The following is a 24508-nucleotide window of genomic DNA, read 5'->3' as shown; positions in this document are numbered from 1 at the left end:
GCAGGCAAGCTACGCTCCGATGTATGCCAGCGTCCAGATCTGAGGTCTGGAAGCCCAGACTTTGGGATGCCTGTGATGGATAGTACCAAGCTAGAAGATGTTCTAACGAATCCAGGAAGTCTTATTTGACCTCTAGGTTCACTTTTTCAATTCTTAGGAACATCAGACACGTTATTTCTCTAAATCCCTCACAAAAATGCTAAAAATGGCTGTCTACTCCGACATAGCGTGTCTCAGATTCTTTAGATTTCTGTGGGTGCTTCAAATCCCGGAATAAGATGTCTCAGATTCCTTAACACTGAGCACCTACGCCTAATGCTCAAAGTTTAACCCCCAAGTACTAATCTCTTAGCTTTCCTCTCTTGTTTCTCTTTTGTTTCTCTCTTAGTTCTCTGCACTTTCGCTTATAAAGTACGCATTCTCGTGCTGAGAACGCCATCTCGCAATTCAGAATACAGCGCTTTTGTCTGCTTTAGCCACATTCAAGCGCCCTCCAGTTCTCAGCATTACACACTAGAATCCGAATCACATTGTCCTGTTTATAACAAAAAAAGCCGATATCCACAATGAATCGCGGATACCGGCAAAATCGCTGCATCAATGCAGCTCATTATCGGAAAAAGAAAAACCTCAAATCCGGAGGAAACCCCGGCAAAATTACGCTTGAATGCTTTGAACCAATTCAACAACTTGTTCAGCTGTTTGCATATCCAGAGCTTTAGCAGCCAGTTCCTGCATATCCGCACGGGACAGCTTGGTGATCTGACTACGAGCTGGCAGAATGGAGGTTGCGCTCATGCTGAACTCATCCAATCCAAGACCAAGCAGCAATGGAATTGCTGTTTCGTCTCCTGCCATCTCACCACACATGCCAACCCATTTGCCTTCACGATGCGCTGCATCGATAACCATTTTAACCAAACGCAAAATGGCTGGGTTGTAAGGTTGATACAGGTAAGCCACTCGTTCGTTCATGCGGTCAGCAGCCATCGTGTATTGAATCAGATCGTTCGTTCCGATACTGAAGAAATCCACTTCTTTGGCAAATTGATCCGCCAGAACTGCAGTCGAAGGAATTTCGACCATGATTCCGAGTTGAATGCTGTCAGAAACAGCAATACCTTCAGCAACCAGCTTCTCTTTCTCTTCGAGCAAGACAGCTTTTGCTTCACGGAATTCACCGAGTGTTGCGATCATTGGGAACATGACACGCAGGTTTCCATGTACGCTTGCACGCAGCAATGCACGCAATTGTGTACGGAAGATATCCAGACGGTCCAAACACAGACGAACTGCGCGGAAGCCGAGGAATGGATTCATTTCTTTTGGCAGATCCAGGTATGGAAGCTCTTTGTCTCCACCGATGTCGAGTGTACGAACAACGACAGGTTTGCCTTCCATTTTTTCCAGTACCGCTTTGTAAGCATTATACTGAATGTCTTCGGAAGGAAGCTTGTCTCTGCCCATGTACAAGAACTCGGTACGGTACAGGCCTACAGCCTCGCCGCCGTTTTCCAGAACACCCGTTACGTCATTTGGTGTACCAATGTTAGCTGCAAGTTCAACATGAACGTTGTCCACCGTTACCGTTGGCTCATCACGAAGTTTTCTCCACTCTGCACGTTGTGCATCATACTGTTCCTGTTTGGCACGGTATTCAGCAATAACTTCATCAGTAGGGTTAACTAGTACGTGACCATCCAGACCGTCAACAATAATCATATCGCCTTGTTTCGCTTGAGCCAAGATGTCCTTGGTTCCAACAACAGCTGGAATCTCAAGAGAGCGAGCCATAATTGCCGAGTGAGAAGTACGTCCACCAATGTTGGTTGCAAAACCTTTAACAAATTGGCGGTTCAATTGAGCCGTGTCGGAAGGTGTTAGATCCTCCGCAAGCACAATCACTTCTTCATTGATCTCAGCCGGACTCATGAAGTCGATACCAAGCAAGTGATTTAGCACACGTTTGGTAACGTCACGCATATCTGCAGCACGTTCCTGCAGGTAAGCACTCTTCATGTTCTCAAACATGGAGATAAATTGCGATGCCGTTTCGTTCAAAGCAAATTCTGCATTGATCATGTCATCCGCAATTCTAGCTTTAACCGGATCAATTAGTTCCGGGTCATTCAAAATGAGCAAATGCGAAGCAAAAATCTCTGCTTTTTTCTCGCCAAGCTCTTGTAAAGTACGCTCTTTGATCGCCTCAAGCTCAGCCTGGGATTTACCCAGAGCTGAGTCGAGTTTCGCGATCTCTGCGTCAACGTCGTTAATTTGGCGTTTTTCTACAGAGTAGTCAGGATGCTCCAAGATAAACGCCTTGGCGATAGCAATACCCGCCGAAGCCGCGATCCCGGAGACATTAAGCATTAATTTCGCCCAACCCTTCGTTAACCATAACGTCAGTCAAAGCTTGAAGAGCTTCAGCTTCGCCTTCGCCTTCAACGATGATGCTGATAGTGTCGCCTTGTTCCAATCCGAGGGAAAGAACACCCAGGATGGATTTCAAAGTTACTTTTTTACCGTTAGCTTCTGCAAAGGATTCTGCACCTTTGAATTTGTTTGCTGTATTAACCAGGGCTGTCGCCGGACGTGCGTGGATACCATCTTCGTCTGTAATTCTGAATGTTTGTTGCATTACAATCATCTCACTTTCGGTAGTTTGGTTTAGGCATTGCATATATTTACACTTGCTTGCCATCGTCGTAACACTTCTTATTTTATCTCAATGATTGGCTGTTCGCCAACTTTCAGCACTCCACTCTTCTTCAGAGTTACCGTGGAGCCCTCTGGCAGGTTGGTGAAAATAACTGGAGAAATGATCGAAGGAGCGTTTGCTTTGACATACTCCAGATCCACTTCCATAATCGGCTGACCTGCCGATACCAGATCACCTTCCTGTACCAGTACGTTAAAGCCTTGACCTTTCAGCTTCACCGTATTAACACCTATATGAACAAGCACTTCCTTACCACCATCGGACATGATGCCCACGGCATGTTTGCTTGGAAATACATTAAACACTTTACCATACACAGGAGAAGTTATCGTACCATCATGTGGCAAAATTGCGAATCCATCACCTGTCATTTTCTCAGCAAAGACCGGATCAGGTACGTTTGTAATGTCCAGCAATTCACCATTGACTGGCATGACGATATCCTCAGCAACGATGCGCTCGCCCTGCTCACCTTGTGCCTTCTCCTCTTCAGGAGTTGGTTTGGCAGCTGCTGGCGTTGGTGCTGGAGTTCGTCCTGCAATAATATCCTGCATCTGAGATTTGATCGTGTCGGAACGTGTTCCGAAGATGGCTTGAACATTATTACCCACTTCAAGTACACCAGATGCACCCAATTGTTTCAAACGATCTTTTTTCACATTGGATTTCTCATTAACTTCGATCCGCAAACGAGTAATACAAGCGTCCAGATGTTTGATATTTTCCTTGCCACCGAAAGCTTCGAGAATGTTATGTGGCAGGTCATCCGTTGAACCAGAGCCTCCGCCAGATTCGGTTTCAGGCGTTGCATCTTCACGTCCTGGTGTTTTGAGATTGAATTTGCGAATGATAAACCGGAAACCGAAGTAATAGATCACCGCAAGAATCAATCCGACAATAATAACGTCCCACCAAGGTGTACGGTTTTGGAATACACCAAAAATCAGAAAATCAATCAACCCACCTGAAAAAGTCATACCAATTTTAACATCCAGAAGCTGCATTGTCATAAATGACAATCCTGCAAACAAACAATGAATTCCGAACAACACAGGTGCGACAAACAAGAACGAGAACTCAAGTGGTTCGGTAATTCCTGTAAGAAACGAAGTCAGTGCTGCTGAACCCATTATTCCAGCAACATATTTTTTATGCTGTGGTTTTGCTTCATGGTACATTGCAAGTGCTGCAGCTGGAAGGCCAAACATCATAAAAGGATATTTACCAACCTGGAATGTACTCCCAGTCAAGGTGACATTATCTTTCAATTGAGCAAAGAAAATATTATAATCACCTTTTACAATTTGACCTGCCTTGTTCACATATTCACCAAATTCAAACCAGAATGGTGAGTAAAAAATATGATGCAGCCCAAATGGAATCAGCGCTCTTTCAATAACACCAAAAATAAAGGTTGCCAGTGTTGGGTTTGAATCAACCATCAGATGAGAAACAGCATTCAAACCTTGTTGAATTGGTGGCCAAATGACTACCAAAATCAATCCTAAAAACATTGAAGCAACAGCCGTCACGATAGGTACGAATCTTTTCCCTGCAAAGAAACCCAAGTAAGAAGGTAATTCAATCTTAAAGAATCGATTATACATTGCGGCGGCTAAAACACCAACTATTATACCTCCAAACACTCCTGTGCTGAGTGTAGGAATACCTAGGATATTTGCATAACCGGCTCCAGAGTTAACCAGTGCAGGTGTGACACCGACAGCTGTGCCAAGAGTTACATTCATAACCAAGTAACCTATGATGGCAGCCAGTCCCGCAACCCCTTCGCCACCTGCGAGACCAATTGCCACACCAACTGCGAACAGCAAAGCAAGATTGTTAAATACAATCTGACCCGCGTTCATCATGATTGTTGCAAATCCATTCACCCAAGCATGATCTAAAATTGGCGCATACTCCAAAAAATTTGGATTAACCAGCATGTTACCGATTCCGAGCAGCAAACCTGCCGCAGGTAGAATGGCTACAGGCAACATGAGAGCTTTACCTACTCTTTGCAATACACCAAAAAGCTTTTTGAACATCGCGTCGTTTCTCCCTTTCGTCTAAGTTATATGTTGTGATTCAAGCAAGGGAACACAAAAAAAGGCATGAATTAATAAAGTAAACTGTGCCAACCTTGGGGTATAGCATACCCTGTATAAGGAAAGAACAATCACACTTTAATTAACTCATGCCTGATCGAGTCAGTAACACGTCGCTTATGCTTATTCAGTTGCTTGATTACGGAAACCATTGTAGCACCAGTTCTAATCTATTGCAAGCCTTTACACCAAAAAAATAAATTCCACATTCCATCACTGGAATGATCTCACTTATTCTCTTCTTCCTTCCGCTGATTCAGCCTTTGCAGATGAATGGTCAGATAACCTACCTCTGCAGGATAAACCGGCAGTTTCAGTCTTTTCTCCATTACTTTGGTCAGTTTCCATGCAAGCGAGTACATTTCGGGATACTCTAACTTAAGTAGGGAATCCAACTTATGAAGCTCTTCCACTTTGTCTCCACGGCGAACACGCTCAAGGGCGAACCGAAGATGCGTCAGCAAACGAGAGTAATCCAGCGATTCCGTTTCAAACGAATAATCGAGTTGATCAGACACCAGGTTCACCAAATCAGTGATCAATTGTGAATGCTCACGTACCTGGGATATATTTTGATTGGTCATTGCGCTATAGATATGGAGGGCAACAAAACCAATCTCATCCATCCCCAGATCTACACCCATTTTCTCTTTGATCAGACGAACAGCGTATTCTCCCATTCGATATTCTTCAGGATAAATCTCGCGGGTTTCATATAAAAATGGATTTTGTATGATAATGCCCTGCTCCTTGCGTTTTAACGCGAAAGAAATGTGATCGGTTAATGCAATATGGATATGTTCATTCAGAGGAACGTCCGTACGCTCTGCAATATACGTAATAACTTCGTTAATAATCTCGATCAGTGCTTCATCCACCTGTGGAAGAAGCTGTTTGTACTGCTCTTGCTCCTGCTGGTTTTTCAAAATGAACATTTTCTCCACAGCCATCAATGGAATGTGATCACTCGGTTTTCGGTTAAAGCCAATGCCTTTACCAATAACAACGACTTCCCCGTGTTCTGGATGCTGTGCAATGATTACATTATTATTTAGCGCTTTATCTACATGCAAGTTGCTCATTGTTTGCACCTCTTTTTCACACCATCTTAGGTGTGATTAAGTCACACCCTGTTACGAACGAAAAGACACCCGGAGCGGGCAAACCGCGCCGGACGTCTCGCTTAAAAAGTAACAAAAATTCGCCTTAAGGTCAATAGAGCAACCATGCAAGATTCGAAGTGCTTCTTACTCGTCAACTCCAGCTCTTTCCACAATCTTGTCGATTATAGAAGGAGTTGTAACAGCCTCGCTCTGTTGAATGGCAACTGGCGCAGGTGTTTTAGACTTCGTAAGGCCCTTAATCAGCTGCTCTACATCGATGCCGGATACACTTTTGAGCATCTCTGGAGCGGTCGCCATAAGTTCGGTAACATAGTTACTCACTCGTGCTGCACCTTCACCTTTACCTGTATCTACCACCGTCAGTTTATCAATGGATGCAATTGGCTCTGCAATTTTGCCAGCCAGTTCAGGCAGCATTTTGACAATGATATCGAGTACAGCTGCTTCGCCAAACTTCTGGAACGCTTCGGCCAGTTTTTCTTTTGCTTCTGCTTCTGCAAGACCACGCAATCGAATAACTTCTGCATCTGCTGTACCTTTGGCAAGTTCCGCATCCGCCATGGCCTGACCTTCAAGTCGCTTCTGCTCAGCTGTTGCTTTGGCATGTGTTTCGATGGAATACTGTACTGCATCGGCTTCACGCATTCTTTTGGCTTTATCCGCTTCGGCAGCCTGCTCTACCGCATAACGATCCGCTTCTGCCTTTTTCTTCACTTCGGCATCGTATTGCTTCTCACGTACGACGATTTCTTTTTCCTGGAGATCGATCTCACGTTCTTTACGAACGAGTTCAACCTTCATTTCTTCTTCCACCACGGTCTGTCTCGCACGAGCTTCATGGATATGGTAAGCCTGGTCGGCTTCCGCTTTGGCTGTATCCTGATCCCGCTTAAACGTGGCTACTTTCAGTTCTTTCTCTTTGGCTGCCTCAGCGATATTGGTATCACGCAGCAACTCTGCTTTTTGACCCTGCTCTTCCGCATTGGCCTTCTGAATACGTGCATCACGCATCGCTTCCGCTTCAGCTATCTCGGCATCACGCTTCACAGCAGCAATTCTCGGTTTACCGAGAGCATCAAGGTAACCCTGTTTGTCACGAACATCCTTGATGGTAAATGAAACAATTTGAAGGCCCATTTTCTTCAGATCTCTAGCTGCTACACCTTGAACCTCTTGCGCAAACCTATCCCGGTTCCGATATACTTCTTCCACCGTCATTGTACCGAGGATGGCCCGCAAATGCCCCTCCAGTACCTCCTGTGCTTCGCTTCTCAGCGCTTCTACAGGTTTACCGATGAATTGCTCAGCTGCCGTAGCAACGTCTTCTACAGCGCCTCCAACCTTGATAATAGCTACACCGTCAGCAATAACCGGAACCCCTTGCTCCGTGTACACTTCAGGTGTGGAGACATCCAGCTTGTGGGACAATAAGGAGATAAATTCGGATTGCTGGAATATCGGCAGGATAAATGCACCGCCACCACGAACAATCTTAATTTTTCGGCCAGAATCATCATCGGAGATATTTTTGCTACCCAGGAATGATCCCGTAACGATCATCGCCTCGTCCGGTCCAACCGTTTTGTATCTCGCCCAGAAAGCCAAACCTAAAATTAGAATGACACCGACTACAACTATAGGAATCAGCAATACATCCCAATTCAAATTCAAATTATCCATTCCACATCTCTCCCCTTATTCATTCATGATGAGTGCTTAAACTACTTAGGTGATAAGAATACTTTATAAATCTTTAAGTACATTTTCATCCCATTCCGACACACGCAGTACACCATCTACAACATCCACCACAACTACACGTGCTCCCGCCGCAATGGGGAGCTGTTCAAAGCTGGATGCCGTTTGAATCGTACTGCCGGAAGCAAAACGAATCATCACTTCGCCAAAACCTTTTTCCGGCACCGGAATGGTAATTTCCCCAATTTTCCCAGATAACTCTTTCATTGAAAATGCAATCGAGACATCGCTGTTACGCATCGGTTTGATATATGCGAAGAATACCAGCATGGCTGCAGCAATACCTATAAGCAGGGATAATATTAGACCCGACATCGCACTTAATGAACTATAGCGTGTCAGCATAATGCCTGCCCCACCGAAGGTTGTAATGGAACCAGCTAACACAACAGGTTTGAAAAAATCAAGACCTGGCATTTCGAAGGCTCCGTCCAGCAAGCCGTCAATCAAGTCACCCAGTACAAGGCTGACAACCGCAAATATTGCTCCTCCGATTAGACAACCCCAATAAATTGTCTCCATCCCCTGTTCCTCCTCTCTCTGCCGCAAATTCATCCTAACTGGGCATTCCACATGTAAATAAATACGTAGCTAACATCAAAATGTTTCAAAATCTTTCCTCAAATGTATTCTGAACCCGATAATGGGTATTATCACGACATTCTGTTCTTCTTGCTTCATGTTCCTCCATCATTCACGTGTACAGCCCGAATACATGAAAAAACCGCAAGGCCCCCATGAAGGAGACTTGCGGTTTATTGGACAACAGGATGTGTCCGTTCACTTGTCAGTGATTATAGAATTACAGAGAAGCCTTGTAGATGGATACAACATCTTCCCGTTGCAGTTTCTTGAAATTACCGAATGGGCCAAACAGCATCGCTTTGTCTGCCATTACGTCGATCTGGCTATCATCGATATCGTAATCAGCCAAACGGTTAGGTGCACCAATGGATGTCCAGAATTTGCTGAGCGCATCGATACCTTCTTCGGCAATCTGTCTGTCCGACTTGCCTTCAGGGTTCACCTCGAATACATTAATTGCCAGACGTTTGAATCGATCCACATTCACGTCCAGGTTATGTTTCATCCAGTGTGGGAACAAGATTGCAAGTCCACCGCCGTGTGGGATATCATACACTGCGGAAACCGCATGTTCAATATTATGTGTTGCCCAATCTCCTGCGAGACCCATATTCAGCACGCCATTCAGTGCCATTGTTCCGCAATACAGAATTGTTTCGCGCAGTTCATAGTTCTCCAGGTCTTCAACCAGACGTGGCGCTGCTTCCATGACAGTACACAGAATCGTCTCACAGAAGCCGAGTTGAACCGGTGTATTGGCATCCAGATGGAAGTAATGCTCCAATACGTGGGACATCATATCCACCATGCCGTATACCGTTTGGTCCAGCGGAACAGTGTATGTATTCACCGGATCCAGGATAGAGAATGCAGGGAATGAGTATGCGCTACCCCAACCCAGTTTTTCTTGTGTATCCTGATTCGTAATAACCGAACCGGAGTTCATCTCCGAACCAGTTGCCGCCATGGTCAATACGGTACCGAGTGGAAGAGCATCCTGTGCAACGGCTTTGCGCTGAGCAAAATCCCACATATCGCCATCATATTTGGCACCTACAGCGATAGCTTTGGAGCAGTCCAGTACACTACCGCCACCTACAGCGAGGATCAGGTCGATGTTATTTGTTTTACAGAGGTCTACCCCTTTATGCACCGTAGAAAGACGCGGGTTAGGTTCAACACCTGCCAGTTCAGTCACTTCTGCTCCAGCTTCCTTAAGCAAACCGATCACTTGATCGTACAGACCACTGCGTTTGATACTGCCGCCACCATATACAAGCAGAACCCGTTTACCGTATTTCGGCACTTCTGTCTTTAATGCTTCCAGTTGTCCTTTGCCGAAAATCAGCCGGGTTGGATTATAGAATTGGAAAGATCTCATATCTATTGTCGCCTCCAATGGAGTTTAGTATTTTTGTGCAACTCCAATTATAGTACCCTGTCTATAGAAAAACAAATCGATAGTCACTCACTTTATAACAACCCGTTAATCTCCAAATGAGCTCGAAACATCTCGCTAGATGAAGGCAAATTCTCAGCATCCACCCATGTTTCTGTGGCCCATAATCCAGCCTGTTTGAATGCCCGCGGACAATGGATAAAACACTCTTCCACATCTACAATGACAGCCGCACCTATGGTTTTACCACTCCAGCCCATACTGGCGATGAATTCCTCATCCTTAGTAATGGATGCTGTGCCATTAATACGCAGCACTTCATTCATACCCGGAATCAAAAAGAGCATACCAATACCAGGGTTCGACAACATGTTTAACAACGAGTCTATCCGCCGATTGCCTGGGCGTTCGGGATAAACGAGCCGATATGTATCATAGACTTTCACAAATCCTGCTCCATCACCCCGAGGTGACACATCACTTTTTCCATCACGATCGGAGGTGGAGAGGAAAAATAATGGTGACATGGATAGAAAGTTCTGAACATGTGAATCCACAAATGAAATTGCCTTGTTACGCACATGTTCATGCGGTTCACCCACCATGCCTTGCAGTTCCTCAGCATCTGTAATCAACGGAATATTCAATGCCTTCTTTTCCAATTGTTCGTCCCCGTTTCTTCATTGAGTTATGTATTCAATGGCTTTCCACCATTATACATGCGGGAACTGACATCTTCCATTTCTGAGAACGAATATGAGTGCCGTCATTCAAATACCGCGCCCCCATGTCCCCTCGGGTCACCTATTGGAGATTCAGTATTGTTAATATCATCTAACAGTTGTACTGTAACCAAAAGAACTTCAAAATTCTTAATATAAATATAAGGAGGTTATTGGATTGAAAAAAGCAAGCATCTTCGTCTTTGCTCTGCTAATGTTCCTCGTACCCTGGGGACAGATGGTTATGTATGCTGAGCCGAATAAAGAAAAAGACTTCATAACGAGCGCTAATGCTCATGGAATCACAATAAACGACTATGTGGGCACTTCGAAAGATGTCATTATTCCCGAAACCATTGGCGGTCAACCAGTTACTTCTATTGGTGAAAAAGCATTTTACAGCGATCATTTGACTTCTGTAGTTATTCCGCATACCGTCTTCACTATTGGAGAAAGGGCATTTGAAATCAATCAACTGACTTCTATCGTCATTCCAGAGACTGTCACGACTATTGGAGACTTGGCATTTGCATACAACCGGCTGACCTCTGTCGTCATTCCGGACAGTGTATCCACAATTGGGAACTCCACATTCACTAACAACCAACTGGCCTCTGTCGTTATTCCCGAGACTGTTATGTCGATCGGAAATAGTGCATTTACAAACAATAAACTGACTACTGTCGTTATCCCAGAGAATGTCTCAACTATTGGATACTGGGCGTTTGCATCTAACCAGCTGACTTCCATTGTTATTCCAAATCGTGTCTCTTCCATTGGACATGCTACATTTATGGACAATCAACTCACTTCTGTCGTCATTCCGGATAGTGTCTCCTCTATTGGGGCGATGGCATTTGCGGACAATCGGTTGGCGCCTGTCTTCATTCCAGCTAGTGTCTTGTCAATTGGTTTCTTAGCGTTTGATGGTAACTCATCCCTTATTATTACGGGTTTTGATCCTTCAGAGGCTCAAAACTTCGCTAACTTTTATAACATTCCCTTTCAAAAATTGAATATGGTCGTCTCCTTCGACTCCAATGGAGGGACCCCGGTTGCGGTCACTCAAGCCACTTATGGGCAAACCATTGTACCTCCCACTCAGCCTACCAAGGACCAGTTTTTGTTTGAAGGCTGGTACATAGATTCGGTATACTCCCTTCCCTGGGATTTTGCCAGAGATACCGTGACTGGGGACATCACGCTGTACGCCAAGTGGACGAGTTCAGTGACAACTGCGTCCAAATATACGAATAAGGAAGATCCCATTTCCGCTTTGACCGTCTCTTTTGATTCTCAAGGCGGAAGCCCCGTTTCCTCTACTATTACTAGGAATAATCAAGCAATAGCGCCTCCCACTCAGCCCAGCAAGAGCGGGTTTTCATTTCATGGATGGTACATAGATTCGGCATTATCTCTTCCCTGGAATTTTGACCGAGATACCGTAAGTCGGGACATAACACTATATGCCAAATGGGTAAAGACTGATAGCTCTGAAAACCATGGTGGCAGTCCTTCTTTCTGGACCAGTAGCTCTATTACTGACGCATCATCCCAGGAACCCGATACAGGAACGGAACTTAAAACCGAACCTAAACTTAAAGTTGAACCTAAACCTAAAGAACCAACAACACCTTGGACCCCAGTTGTGTTCAGTGATATTTCAACCCATTGGGCACGCTTGATGATTGAAAGTATCGCTGCACGTGGTCTAATAACGGGCTATCCCGATGCCACATTCAGGCCTAATCAGCCAATCTTGCGTAAACACATGGCTGGTATAATCAACGGAGCGTTTGAGCTACCAATAATCCGAAAGGCTACTCCCTTTGAAGATGTAGAGCCGACACATCCCTACTTTGATGCTATATCTCGACTACAGGAGGTTGGCCTTATTGATGGATTCCATATTTCGAACGGCTTAAATGATTTCTTCCATCCGGATGCTGTACTTACACGTGCTGAGGCAGCAAAAATTCTGGTACTCGCGCTGGACCTGCCGCTGATCCAAACGAGTTCTTTTGAGGATGTGCCCTCCTCCCACTGGGCTCACGACTACATAGCCACACTGGCCGAGACTCGAATGGTTGTGGGATATCACGGACAGTTCAGGCCGGATGACTCCCTAACCCGAGCCGAGCTGGCTGCCCTGATCTATCGTTCAATTCCAACAGAACAAACGACTGGCTCACAACTCCGTTAAAAATCATATTCAAAAAAACACCAGCCCTTGTATTATGGGCTGGTGTTCATCCTTCTACCTGTCTATTCAGTGTATCCCATGCTGCTCACAAAACGACGGAAAGCCTGGCGTCCTGCTTCATCATATTTGTAGACCCCTGCATGTTCCAGAATCTCGGCAAATTTCAAGCCAACTTCCTGCTGTACAATGGCAACGGCTTGTTCTTTGTCCAGTTTAGGACCAAACCGTTCAATCAATTCTTCCGCCCAGCCCAGATGTTTGTTCAACACATGATCAGAAGCTTTGGCAACTTCAGCAAGTTTAGCATCTCCAGCAAGGATATCCGCGATACTGTCCAGTTCTTCTTTCAAACGACCTGGCAGGATGGCAAGCCCCATCACTTCGATCAGACCAATGTTTTCTTTCTTCAGATGGTGCATTTCACGGTGCGGATGGAAAATGCCTTCTGGATGCACATCATTTGTGCGGTTGTTACGCAATACAAGATCCATCTCATAACCACCATCTGCACTACGACGAACGATTGGTGTTACCGTATTGTGTGGTACTTGTTCCCCGTCTACTTCACTGAATGCTTCGATATCCACAGCAGAATCACTGTAGACCTTCCACGCTTCATATACGGCGTTACCCGCTTCTAGCAACTCTGCAGGATCGTGTGAAGCCAGACGCATCACAGACATTGGCCATTTCACAAGACTCAATGTAAGTCCAGGTGCATCCGCATGGCGGAAGACCGCCTCTGGCTGTGCATTTTGAATAGCGAATGTATGACGTCCACCCTGGAAATGGTCATGTGTCAGAATCGACCCACCTACAATCGGCAGATCCGCGTTAGATCCGATAAAGTAATGCGGGTACTCCCCGACAAACGCAAGTAGTCTGCGCAGTGTATCCTTCGTCAGCTTCATCGGTACATGATCATGATGGAAAATGATGCAGTGCTCGTTGTAGTACACATACGGCGAGTATTGGAACAACCAAGGCTCGTTGTTAAGCTCCAACGGAATAACTCTCAGATTCTGGCGGGCCGGGTGATTCACCCGACCAGCGTAACCTACATTTTCACGACACAGCTGGCATTTAGGATATACCGGCGGCGGAAGCAATTTCGCCATGGCAATTTCCTTTGGACTTTTCTCCGGTTTTGACAGGTTGATAGTAATCTCCATGTCTCCATAGGCCGTGTCCTGTGTCCAGTAGACGTTCTTCGAGATCCGATCCATCCGAATGTAGTTGGAGTTAATCGACAAGTCATAGAATTGAGATGTGGCCGCCTCAATGCCTTCCGTCTGCTCCGTGTGGCGGAATGCGCGTACCACCTCGGATGGGCGTGCCATCAGATGACCCATGATTTTGGCATCCAGCAAGTCACGGAACGTATCGCTATTTTCAGGAATAAGTCCAATGGAAAATCCATAATCGATCAACGTATCCAGCATAGCCTGTGGGCCATCGGGCACATTCGTGTCCAACTCGCCGGCATAAGGCTCTGAGAATCCGAATTGTTCCAGCAAGAGGTTGCGGCTATAATCCCAATCCGCTTCCTCGATTAATTGTTTCTGCAAGGCAAATGCAACCAGACGTTCAATGGCATGCAGTGCTTCCTGCTGCTCCGGTGTCCGCTCTGTGGCACCTGCTGCAATATGAGTCTGTGACATAAGGTGTTCGCCTCCTAGTTTTTTCCGTAGCCGTCAGGACGTGATTGGTGCCAGCTCCAAGCGCTTTGAATAACATCTTCCAGATTGGTCCATTTTGGATTCCAGCCCAGGACAGATCTCGCTTTTGCAGATGAAGCTACCAGCACAGCCGGGTCACCTGCACGACGTGGTTCCTGTACAACCGGAATATCAAGGCCAGTCACTTTTTTGGCTGTTTCGATCACTTGTTTTACCGAGAATCCTGTGCCGTTACCTAGGTTGAACACATTACTGTTCTCACCTTTGCGAAGATAATCTACTGCACGCAGATGTGCATCAGCCAAGTCGCTCACGTGGATATAGTCACGGATACATGTCCCATCTTCTGTTGCATAGTCGTCACCAAACACGGCGATGTGCGGGCGTTGTTTCAATGCTGTTTGCAATACAAGTGGAATCAAGTGACTCTCTGGTTGGTGATCTTCACCAATTTTGCCGCTGTCATGAGCACCGGCCGCATTGAAGTAACGCAGGGAAACGTATTTGATATCCTGAACTTTATCGAACCATGACATCATGCGTTCCATCATCAACTTTGTTTCGCCGTATACGTTGGTTGGTTCTGTACGATCGCTCTCTTCGATTGGCACTTTCTCAGGCTCACCATAGGTAGCTGCTGTAGAGGAGAAGACGATGCGGCGTACGTTCGCTGCATTCATCGCTTCCAACAGACAGAGTGTACCAAACACGTTGTTGTCATAATATTTAACCGGGTCTTTCATACTCTCGCCTACGAGTGAGTTGGCTGCAAAGTGAATGACTGCATCGATTGAATTCTCAGCGAACAGCTTCGCCAGAATTTCTTTGTCACGCAGATCCCCTTCATACAACTTACCGCCGAGCAACGCTTCACGATGCCCTGTCTGCAAGTTATCCAGTACAACAACCTCTTCCCCACGTTCCAACAATGCTGCTACCGTATGAGATCCAATATACCCTGCTCCACCTGTCACCAAAATTGCCATTTTACTTCGCCTCCTTCAATTCTTTGACACCATCACCTACACCGCATACATAGAAATCACCTTTGAGACGGGTACGCGCTTCATATGCAGCGCCCACTTCACTTACAAAACGCTCGACATCATTCTCATGCACAAGTGATACGGTACAACCGCCAAATCCTGCGCCAGTCATCCGAGCACCAAGCGTGCCTGGAATCCGCTGAGCTTCTTCAACCATAACGTCCAGCTCATCACAGCTTACTTCGTACAAGTCACGAAGCGATTCATGAGAAGCGTTCATCAGCTTACCGAAGGTTTCCAGATCGTTACCCTGCAATGCTTCGACTGATGCGAGAACACGTGCGTTCTCTTCCACGACATGTTGCGCACGCTGCCTTACTTTCTCATCCTTGATCTGATCCTGTAGTGTTACGAACTGCTCTGGCGTCAATTGAGCCAGATAATTCAGTGCAGGCAGCTGTTCCTTCAAGATGGCAAGTGCCTGCTCGCATTGGGAGCGACGTTCATTGTAAGCCGAATCCACCAGACCGCGGCGTTTGTTTGTGTTACCGATGACCAATTTGTAGGAGCCTGTACGGAAAGGAACCTTTTCGTACTCCAGTGTGTCACACATCAGCAGGATCGCGTGATCCTGTGCACCGTTTGCGACAGCGAACTGATCCATGATTCCACAGTTGACGCCTACGAACTCATTTTCCGCTTTCTGGGACAAAAGCGCCAGTTGAACCGTGTCAATATCCGATACACCCTCCAGAGACTGAATCGCAAATCCGGTAAGTACCTCCAGTGATGCAGACGATGAAAGTCCTGCCCCGTTCGGAATCTCCCCGTGGTACAGGAAGTCATACCCTTTTGTTACATTCACGCCCTTGCCTTGCAGTTCAACCATGACACCAACAGGATAGTCGGTCCATTCTCCGGATTTTTCCTTACCGATGGAGGAAGTGTCTAGTCCCCCTTCATAAGACATGTTCGTGGAAGCCAGTTGCAACTTGTTGTCCTCACGCTCACGAATGATCAATGTTGTTCCGAATTCAAGTGCTGCCGGAAGCACGTATCCACCGTTATAGTCAATGTGCTCACCGATCAGATTCACACGCCCAGGGGCATGAAATACACGGATGTCCGCTCCACTCTCTCCATACTTCTCAATAAACTTTTGTTTCAATTCAGTTACGTTCACTGCTGGTGCACCTCGCCTCGTTGTTGTGGTTTTCTTAATGTTATTATATAAGAAAGCGGTGCCTCTTGTAATGCAACCATGTGTGTTTCATATGGATAAATGTGACCTTAAGGCGTATAATGATCGGAGCATCCCGGAAAGAAGGAAACGACCATGTCAGATCAATCCAACCCCAAGAAAGAATCCCTTGCATCTTCTAACGAAAAAATACAGGAATCACCTTCCGGTAAAAGCGGAGCACTCAGTTATTCGGTTGCCTCCAATCCGGTCTATTATGAACAAGGCGCACTGCATGTCCTGTTTGCCGGAGCAAGCCAGACCCTTCCGGGTCACGCCCTCGGTCCTAAATTGTTTGATTATTATCTGCTGCATTATGTAGAAAAAGGGGCGGGTACGTTCCGTACCGAACTGCACACCTACGAGTTATCCGCAGGTGATTGTTTCCTCATTCATCCTGGGCAACTGGTAAGTTACCAGTCTCACGCCCGCAACCCATGGCAATATCGCTGGATTGCCTTCACAGGCAGCCAGGCGGGCCAACATACCGAGGAAGCCGGGTTCCGCCCGGAGAAGTCCGTTTTTCATGCTGGACCATCCTGTGGGATATCCGATTGGCTATCCGTGATGCAGGATGCTTTTGCCGAGCGCAAAGAAAGCTCCCATTTCACATCACTGGGTACGTTATATATGATTCTAGCCGAAGCACAGAATCACCTTTCGCAGGGCCAAACCTTAATTCCAGGTGAATCCTCCATCCGACGTACGGTGAAACAGATGATTCAATATATGTCTACCCAATATGCCTATCCTGTCTCCATTGAACAAATGTCTGCGAGTCTTGGATACAACCGCGCGTATTTATCCCGTATTTTCAAACAGGAAACCGGCCTTTCACCAGTCACCTATCTGCTAAAACTACGGATCGACAAGTCGCGCCAACTCCTGAGAGAACGCCCGGATCTGTCCATCGAACAGGTATCTGCATCGGTTGGACTGCCAGACGCGCTATATTTCTCCAAACAGTTCAAACGATTTCACGGTGAAGCGCCTAGCTTGTATCGAGAGAAAATATTGTCCCGTCCACTACATCAGGGGTTACAGCAGAATGCTCAACAAATCAAACGGTGAGCAACACAACGGACGGAACACGTATGACAAAAAAAGGTGCATTCCGCCATTATGGCTAAGATGCACCTTTTGCACTTTATTTATTTGTCATCAGGCTCTGGAGACAGGATGGATTCAATCCGTTCCAATTCCTCTGTAGAGAAATCCAATTGGCTCAGTGTAGCCACATTCTCTTCAATCTGGGAAGGACGACTTGCGCCAATCAGCGCAGAAGTTACCCTGCCATTACGCAGCACCCATGAGAGTGAAAATTGGGCCAAACTCTGACCACGGGCTGCTGCAATCTGGTTCAGCGCACGCACTTTGCGGAGCGTCTCTGGAGAGATGTTGTTTTCATTCAGGAATACCGACGGTCCTTTGGCACGTGAGTCTTCCGGGATACCATTCAAGTATTTGTTCGTGAGCACACCTTGTGCCAATGGACAGAATGCAATACTACCTGTTCCATACTCATCCAGCACGTCCTGCAAACCATCTTCAATCCAGCGGTCCAGCAGCGAGTATTTCGGTTGATGGATTAACAGAGGCGTACCCAGACCTTTCAGAATTTCGGCAGCCTGTCTTGTCTGCTCTGCGGGATAGTTGGATATCCCCACATAAAGGGCTTTGCCCGAGCGAACAATATGATCCAGTGCCATCATCGTTTCTTCCAAAGGTGTTTCGGGATCATAACGATGTGAATAGAAAATATCTACATAATCCAGGCCCATACGCTTCAAGCTCTGATTCAGACTGGATACCAGATTTTTGCGTGAACCCCACTCGCCATACGGTCCGGGCCACATATGATACCCCGCTTTGGTGGAGATCACCAGTTCATCACGATAAGGTTTCAGATCCTGGGCCAGTACCTGTCCAAATAACTGCTCTGCCGAACCTGCCGGTGGGCCATAATTGTTGGCAAGATCAAAATGTGTAATACCCAGATCAAATGATCGGGTAATCATATTACGGCCATTCTCAGCGTTATTAATACCGCCAAAATTATGCCACAGCCCCAGTGAAATCGCTGGCAGTTTCAAACCTGAACGTCCAACGCGGTTATATTTCATCGTTTCATAGCGAGTATCGCTTGCTACGTAGACCATTATGAATCCCTTCTTTCCCCAGGTTCCGCCTCTTGTATCCGGTCTATACCGGAGAATGCGGTTATTCAGTCCATACGTTCAACCAAGAAGCTGGTCCACATTATTCATTACCTCACCAATCGGCTCTGTAATCAGCAAATCAGCCCTGCTGTCGTAAGCGGTAGGTGTAGCGTTGAGCAGAACGGTATGTTTTCCCTGAAAATACGTAATTAACTGGGCCGCCGGATATACCGTCAGTGACGTGCCTCCCACGAGTAACAGATCTGCAGAAGACAGTGCATCAATGGAACGATACAATGTCGTCTGATCCAGCTCCTCTTCGTACAGCACCACATCCGGTTTGATCACACCACCACATGTGTTACAGCGAGGCACGGTATCTTGGGACTGTATAATATCATTCAGCGTATAAAACTGCTTGCAATCCATGCAGGCATTACGATGAATTGAACCGTGAAGCTCAAAAACATTGCTACTGCCTGCCTTCTGATGTAGTCCGTCGATATTTTGCGTGATCACTGCCTGAAGTTTTCCCTCCTGCTCCAAACGGGCCAATAGTCGATGGCACCCATTCGGTTCCGCATCTGGATGAAGCATTTTGCCACGATAAAAATCATAAAAAATATCGGCATGTTGATCAAAAAAATGTCGGCTTAATAACTCTTCCGGTGGATAAGGCGAATGTTGCTCCGTCTGATACAGACCCGCAGCCGAGCGGAAGTCGGGAATCCCGCTTTCCGTTGAAGTTCCGGCCCCTCCGAAAAAAACAATCCGGGAGCTTTCCTGAATCCAGGCAGCCAGTTGTTCTGTTGCGTTCATCCTCTCTCCTCCTTTTGTTTACTATATAAATTGAACTAAATAATATTTACACTGGCCACTACGATGACAGAACAACCTTCCGATCGCTGTTATCCACAGATTTTTTTGATTCCTTTCTAAAGGAAAAAATCCGAGGATAAAGGCGACCACTCTGTTTCTTCAGGTTATTTCTGTCCTCTCCGTTTTGTGTAAATGTTTAGTTCAATTTATATAGTTTAATTAGACCAGGGTGACTTATATAATCACGCTTATCTCATTATAATGACGAATAATGGCATGGGCATCAACCAGGTGAGATCCTTGATCTAACTGCGGACAGTAACCGAGCGTATAGGATACTTCTGCGTGCCGCCCCATCTGCATATCCCCATTGCTGTCTCCAATTACAACTGCCTCCGCAGGATCGATATGTAATTCACGGCAAGCCAAGAGTGCTGCTTCTCCATCCGGTTTGCCCTGGGTCACCCGATCACAGCCCACAATGGAGGTGAAAAAGGAACGTATCCCCATCCAACCCAGATGTGTTTCTGCTGCCGCTGTACTGTCTGAAGTGACGACTGCCAGAGGTATGTCTGCTGCCCTGCAACTTTGTAAGAAAGCAAGTAATCCTGGCATCGGTTCAGCCGATTTGCGCTCTCTTACCGATTTCATGGCCTCGCTTGAAAATTGGCGTATCGTTGTGATCGCTTCATTCCATGGTATGCCTGCTGCATATAGTTGCCCGGCAAGCAATCCCGTACACTCATCCACAGTCGCAATGGCCAGCGGGCCTTGCGGATCATAGCCGACAATGTGACCTTCTGCATTATGAATGGTGCCTAAGACGTGCTCCCGTTCAACCGTAAATGAAGCTCCAAGCTCATTCATACGTGCTTGTAACTGACTCAGCAACGTCTCTGCCCACGGCCCCCATAGCTGAAGGAATTCCAGCAGTGTTCCATCTTTATCGAACAGGATCCCTTTACATGGGATCTGCACTCCATTCACTTGAAGCATGGTCATCCATATCACCTCCATTAAGTTATGCTATAAATGCATTCAACCCTTAATGCAGAATAATCAAAACCTACTTCATGGTACTTAACCAAGCGAGTACAGTCTTGACCGTCTGATTCAGCTGTTCTTCCCCGCTCACTTCCGGCTCGCCATCTCCTTTTTGATGACCATAATCACCAAACTGGGCGTGGTTACCACCTTCAATGGTGTAATATACCGTGTCTTCTGGAAGATACATCCGTCCACTCTGATACTTCGTAGCATTCACGACTTCATCTTTAGTACCCAGAATAGATAAAGCAGGTATTCCAAGTGACTTTACGCTTCCTTTTTCATCCGGGTAAGATGCCAAGAAGAAGATCCCGTGAAGTGCATCAGGATGTGCGGCTACATAACGTGCAGCCATCGACCCGCCGAGAGAGTGTCCACCCATAACAAATTGTTCGTCCGGATATGCGGCCAGAATCTCATCTGCCAAGTTTGGCTTAAGCACTGCCAGGTTAACTGGCATCTTGGCAATAATCGTGTGATGACCCGCAGCAGCCAGCTCATGCGCAAGTGGTGCATAACTTTCCGGTTTTACCAGTCCACCAGGGTAGAAAAGCACACTTTTCCCCGTCGGTTTATCTGGCACAAAATCAATCCAGTTCTCTTGTTCACTCACCGTCACCGGATTGGCTGTTTCCATAGCTGTTTGAGCTGTTTCCTGTGGACCGTATGGTGTGAATAATTTCCATGCAACAAATCCACATCCAATGACAATGAGCGCCAGAAGTACGAGCAGGAATTTCCCGATGCCCCTCTTCTTGCGCCCTGTATTATACCGATTTCTCAACGTTAATCACCTTTCTTCACTTCCGCAGGTGCCGCGGCTCACAGAATTGGGAGCCTTTGTTTATCAGGCTCCCCTTCTACGAATTGAAAAAATATTATTCAGCCTTGGCCTTGCGGTAAGCATCCATATATTGTTCCGCTTTGCGACGGACATGACTCAGGTCACCCGTCTTCACAGCTTCCGATGTCAAGTCGGAGCCGATCCCTACAGCCACTGCCCCACCCTTGATCCAATCCCCCAGATTAGACAAGGATACCCCGCCAGTTGGCATAAAATTCGCCTGTGGCATAGGGCCCTTCATCGTTTTGATAATCGAAGGATCATACAGATTACCCGGGAACAACTTCACAATGTCCACGCCAAGTTCCAATGCGCGTTGAACGTCAGCAATCGTCATCACACCAGGCAGAATCGGAATTCGATACAGGTTGCAGATCTGAACCGTATCCGGATTCAGGGAAGGCCCAACTACAAACTCGGCACCCGACATGATGGCCGCTCTCGCCGTTTGCGGTTCAAGCACCGTTCCCGCACCAATAATCGCGAATTTCTCTGGATCTTGTGTGTTCCAATGATATACACGGCTTAATTTTTCAATGGCTTTGAGTGCACTGGGTACTGTCATCGTAATCTCGATAACTTTAATGCCACCCGCAATCGCTTGCTCGGCCATGGCAATGACTTGATCCGCAGAATCTGCACGCAGAACTGCAACAACCCCATTGTCCGTAATCTTTTGCAACAGCTGAAGCTTCTTCATTTCATTCTCTCCCTTGTCAATGTGGTGGTTGTGTATACAAGCCTTACATTTAAGAACGAAGATGAGCCATATATGATTTCAGCAGCGACTAACGCTCAACATGGGCAACGTTGTTCAGCTTGGCCTCGACCTGCCCCCACGTCGGGAGCGCCTCCCAATCGCCAACAGCCTGTATAACCATGGAACCGGTCAAATTGCCGAGACGGGTTGCTTCCTGCGGGGAGTATCCTTTTAATAAACCCGATAAAAATCCCGCACAGAATCCGTCTCCTGCTCCTACCGTATCCAGAACATTATCCGCCTTAAAGTACGGAACTTCAGTTAGGGTACCATTCGCCAATACGTAGGTCAAATCAGGGCCACCCTTCACGATGCACACAGCATTCATGGCAGATAAACGCTCAAGTACTTTTTGATCATTTTCTTCGTTATATAGAAGTTTCATCTCGTCCAGACCCGGTAAAAAGTAGTCCGCCAGTTCAGCTAAACGCAGTATAACCGGACGGGCCTCATCCGCAGACCATAGTTTGAGACGCAAATTTGGATCAAAGCTTACTTTCACACCTGCCTGTTTGGCAATATGTATGGCAGCCTCTACCGTAGCAAGTCCGGACGGGCTTATCGCTGCCGTTATACCCGTAACGTGCAATATCTTCGCCCCGGCAATATAATCAGGATCCAGATCATCAGGTGTGATCGCACTTGCAGCAGATAGCTTCCTATAATAATGCACCGAGGCTTTCCCGGAAGCGTTCTCACGAATCATCAAACCAGTTGGCTCGTGATCACTCAACCTTACCCGGGATACATCTACGCCTTCACCGCGAATGGCTTTCAGAATCATCCTGCCGATCGGATCATTGCCCAAGCGTCCAAACCAACCACTGGTATGCCCCAGGCGGGATACGCCAATAGCCAGATTGCTCTCAGCACCCCCGAAAGACTTGTCCAGTGTGGTTGCATATTCCAGCCCTCTTGTATCCTTGGCAGTCAGCAAACCCATACTCTCCCCAAACGTAATAATTTCCGGGCTTGGATAGGGACTCGTTGACATGATTTCTTCCCTCCTTATAGTTACATTCCCTCATCTTCTTTTTCTATTGTCATCCTCTATGCAACCGTTGTCAATCCCGTTGCGTTCATTTTGTTGTCACAGCTTTGATAAAAGATAACGCTTACTAATGTGAATTAAATCACAATGGATAATAAACATCCATATTACCCTTATTACAGATGCAAATGACCTTGCAAACAGGGTCTATAAGGGGGCTACACCATGAAAAATCAGACACTGATCCGGAATGATCAGGAATCTTTCTTTTACAATCTGCGCTTTATGCTTATCGTCTGTGTCCTAGCTGGTAATGCACTTGAACCACTCATTACACGTTTTGCAGGAGCGGAAGCTCTGTTCCTGTGGATATATACGTTTCACATGCCACTCTTTGTATGGGTAACCGGGTATTTTGCGACACACTCACTCCAAGGTGAATCTGGACGAAACGTCCTGAAGCAGATTGCACTACAGTATGTACTGTTTCAGTCCTTATACGCATTGATGGACTTTACCGTATTCCACACACCCCATATGCGGCTATCCTTCTTTGCACCTTACTTGCTGTTATGGTTTCTCGCGAGTCATTTCTGTTGGCGACTGTTGCTTCGTCTGACGATTTCCTGGAAACCGATATATCGGCTGATTGGATCGATTGCGCTTGGTGTAATTGCCGGGTATTTGCCCATCGACGGGTTCTGGCTCAGCTTCAGCCGTACGTTTGTATTTTTGCCGTTTTTTGTCATCGGTTATGACTATGGAGCAACCATCCGTTCACATTTATTATCCGGTTGGGGGCGAAAAACCGCAGCCATCCTATCTGCTGCACTGTTGGTATGGATCGGGTATGGTGGTTTGAACATTTCATCCGGATGGTTACTCGGCAGCATGACGTACGCCGAACTGGGTCACCACGAATGGTATGCCGGCATCTTCCGGGTGGGTGTCTACTTGCTGGAAATCGCATCGGCAGCACTGTTCTTGGCTTGGGTACCTTCCTTGACTTCCAGACTGACGGACCTTGGACGACGCACACTCTATGTGTTCCTGCTGCATGGGTTTCTCGTTCGTCTCGCAATCTGGTCCGGAGTCTACAGTTATATGGGAAGCTCGGCGTATATTCCAGTCATACTTGTCATTGCCATACTCTTCGCAGTCACACTGGCTCTGCCGGCTGTACGTCACACGTTCAAACCCGTAATTGAACCAGATATATCCCGCTTTTCTTTCAATCGTCATGAGGTGTTTAAACGGTCGGCCTAATTCTCTGACGGATCTCTTCACCATCGATTCTATCCTAGTGAATTGTTTCAGGCTGGAAATAAGGTGGTAAATTAGGGTTACGCGCTACAAAAAACAACT

At 46.6% G+C, this 24508-nt stretch carries 20 protein-coding genes; 3 read left to right on the top strand and 17 right to left on the bottom strand.

All coding sequences use genetic code 11. From position 1 onward, the window contains the following. Window positions 1-657: 657 nt before the first annotated feature. The 8 genes from ptsP to AC1DE7_RS12585 all read right to left on the bottom strand — a co-directional run bounded on the left by ptsP (window position 658) and on the right by AC1DE7_RS12585 (window position 10355). Complete coding sequence (gene ptsP, locus AC1DE7_RS12620) at window positions 658-2370, bottom strand: phosphoenolpyruvate--protein phosphotransferase (protein ID WP_047844045.1); 1713 nt, start codon at window positions 2368-2370, stop codon at window positions 658-660. Then, window positions 2363-2638: an HPr family phosphocarrier protein gene (locus tag AC1DE7_RS12615; RefSeq protein ID WP_036617010.1), complete on the bottom strand. Its 276-nt coding sequence runs from the start codon at window positions 2636-2638 to the stop codon at window positions 2363-2365. Before AC1DE7_RS12615 ends, ptsP begins: the two co-directional genes overlap by 8 nt. Before the next feature lie 77 nt (window positions 2639-2715). Beyond that, window positions 2716-4767: a glucose-specific PTS transporter subunit IIBC gene (gene ptsG, locus AC1DE7_RS12610; RefSeq protein ID WP_289390193.1), complete on the bottom strand. Its 2052-nt coding sequence runs from the start codon at window positions 4765-4767 to the stop codon at window positions 2716-2718. Between the two features lie 287 nt (window positions 4768-5054). Beyond that, the gene (gene glcT / locus AC1DE7_RS12605; protein WP_036617005.1) at window positions 5055-5909 is read right to left on the bottom strand and encodes a glucose PTS transporter transcription antiterminator GlcT; all 855 of its coding nucleotides are present in this window, start codon (window positions 5907-5909) and stop codon (window positions 5055-5057) included. Between the two features lie 165 nt (window positions 5910-6074). Beyond that, window positions 6075-7631 carry a flotillin family protein gene (locus AC1DE7_RS12600; protein ID WP_036617002.1) on the bottom strand — a complete coding sequence of 519 codons (1557 nt, stop codon included), beginning with the start codon at window positions 7629-7631 and terminating at the stop codon, window positions 6075-6077. A gap of 63 nt (window positions 7632-7694) precedes the next feature. Beyond that, entirely contained in the window at window positions 7695-8231 is a 537-nt protein-coding gene (locus AC1DE7_RS12595; RefSeq protein ID WP_124115634.1) for an NfeD family membrane protein, read from the bottom strand. 280 nt (window positions 8232-8511) lie between these two features. Next, the gene (locus AC1DE7_RS12590; protein WP_477534474.1) at window positions 8512-9675 is read right to left on the bottom strand and encodes an iron-containing alcohol dehydrogenase; all 1164 of its coding nucleotides are present in this window, start codon (window positions 9673-9675) and stop codon (window positions 8512-8514) included. A 92-nt stretch (window positions 9676-9767) separates the two neighbouring features. Further along, window positions 9768-10355, bottom strand: coding sequence for an MSMEG_1061 family FMN-dependent PPOX-type flavoprotein (locus AC1DE7_RS12585; protein WP_255319957.1), 588 nt, complete (start codon window positions 10353-10355; stop codon window positions 9768-9770). A gap of 238 nt (window positions 10356-10593) precedes the next feature. Here AC1DE7_RS12585 and AC1DE7_RS12580 point away from each other — a divergent pair, with 238 nt between their 5' ends. Next, complete coding sequence (locus AC1DE7_RS12580) at window positions 10594-12618, top strand: leucine-rich repeat protein (protein ID WP_477534473.1); 2025 nt, start codon at window positions 10594-10596, stop codon at window positions 12616-12618. A 62-nt stretch (window positions 12619-12680) separates the two neighbouring features. Here the strand turns inward: AC1DE7_RS12580 and AC1DE7_RS12575 are convergent, their stop codons facing one another. Genes AC1DE7_RS12575 through AC1DE7_RS12565 form a run of 3 tightly spaced genes read right to left on the bottom strand, consistent with a single transcriptional unit; the run spans window position 12681 to window position 16466 of the window. After that, window positions 12681-14279, bottom strand: a complete 1599-nt coding sequence (locus AC1DE7_RS12575) for a UDP-glucose--hexose-1-phosphate uridylyltransferase (RefSeq protein ID WP_477534472.1) — start codon at window positions 14277-14279, stop codon at window positions 12681-12683. Window positions 14280-14293: 14 nt separating this feature from the next. Further along, window positions 14294-15283 (bottom strand): UDP-glucose 4-epimerase GalE, encoded by a 990-nt coding sequence (galE, locus tag AC1DE7_RS12570; protein ID WP_017686840.1) that lies wholly within the window; start codon window positions 15281-15283, stop codon window positions 14294-14296. Window position 15284: 1 nt separating this feature from the next. Next, complete coding sequence (locus AC1DE7_RS12565; protein WP_036674508.1) at window positions 15285-16466, bottom strand: galactokinase; 1182 nt, start codon at window positions 16464-16466, stop codon at window positions 15285-15287. A gap of 153 nt (window positions 16467-16619) precedes the next feature. Here AC1DE7_RS12565 and AC1DE7_RS12560 point away from each other — a divergent pair, with 153 nt between their 5' ends. Continuing rightward, window positions 16620-17594: an AraC family transcriptional regulator gene (locus AC1DE7_RS12560; RefSeq protein WP_243391440.1), complete on the top strand. Its 975-nt coding sequence runs from the start codon at window positions 16620-16622 to the stop codon at window positions 17592-17594. 80 nt (window positions 17595-17674) lie between these two features. Here AC1DE7_RS12560 and mgrA read toward each other — a convergent pair whose 3' ends face one another. The 6 genes from mgrA to AC1DE7_RS12530 form a co-directional block, all read right to left on the bottom strand. Continuing rightward, window positions 17675-18682, bottom strand: a complete 1008-nt coding sequence (gene mgrA, locus AC1DE7_RS12555; protein ID WP_477534471.1) for an L-glyceraldehyde 3-phosphate reductase — start codon at window positions 18680-18682, stop codon at window positions 17675-17677. A 78-nt stretch (window positions 18683-18760) separates the two neighbouring features. Next, the gene (locus AC1DE7_RS12550; RefSeq protein WP_477534470.1) at window positions 18761-19501 is read right to left on the bottom strand and encodes an NAD-dependent protein deacylase; all 741 of its coding nucleotides are present in this window, start codon (window positions 19499-19501) and stop codon (window positions 18761-18763) included. A 234-nt stretch (window positions 19502-19735) separates the two neighbouring features. After that, entirely contained in the window at window positions 19736-20503 is a 768-nt protein-coding gene (locus AC1DE7_RS12545; protein WP_477534469.1) for an HAD family hydrolase, read from the bottom strand. 64 nt (window positions 20504-20567) lie between these two features. Then, a complete protein-coding gene (locus AC1DE7_RS12540; RefSeq protein WP_477534468.1) occupies window positions 20568-21332 on the bottom strand; it encodes an alpha/beta fold hydrolase in 765 nt (254 codons plus the stop codon). Between the two features lie 94 nt (window positions 21333-21426). Then, window positions 21427-22092 carry a bifunctional 2-keto-4-hydroxyglutarate aldolase/2-keto-3-deoxy-6-phosphogluconate aldolase gene (locus tag AC1DE7_RS12535; RefSeq protein ID WP_017686833.1) on the bottom strand — a complete coding sequence of 222 codons (666 nt, stop codon included), beginning with the start codon at window positions 22090-22092 and terminating at the stop codon, window positions 21427-21429. Window positions 22093-22180: 88 nt separating this feature from the next. Continuing rightward, complete coding sequence (locus AC1DE7_RS12530) at window positions 22181-23146, bottom strand: sugar kinase (protein WP_405157781.1); 966 nt, start codon at window positions 23144-23146, stop codon at window positions 22181-22183. 222 nt (window positions 23147-23368) lie between these two features. Here AC1DE7_RS12530 and AC1DE7_RS12525 point away from each other — a divergent pair, with 222 nt between their 5' ends. After that, on the top strand, window positions 23369-24409 hold the full coding sequence (locus tag AC1DE7_RS12525) for an acyltransferase family protein (protein WP_477534467.1): 1041 nt from the start codon (window positions 23369-23371) through the stop codon (window positions 24407-24409). Window positions 24410-24508: the final 99 nt, after the last annotated feature.

The organism is Paenibacillus sp. 10L310 (assembly GCF_056395745.1).
Note: the sequence above shows the minus strand (reverse complement) of the source record. Positions and strands in the feature narration are given on the sequence as shown.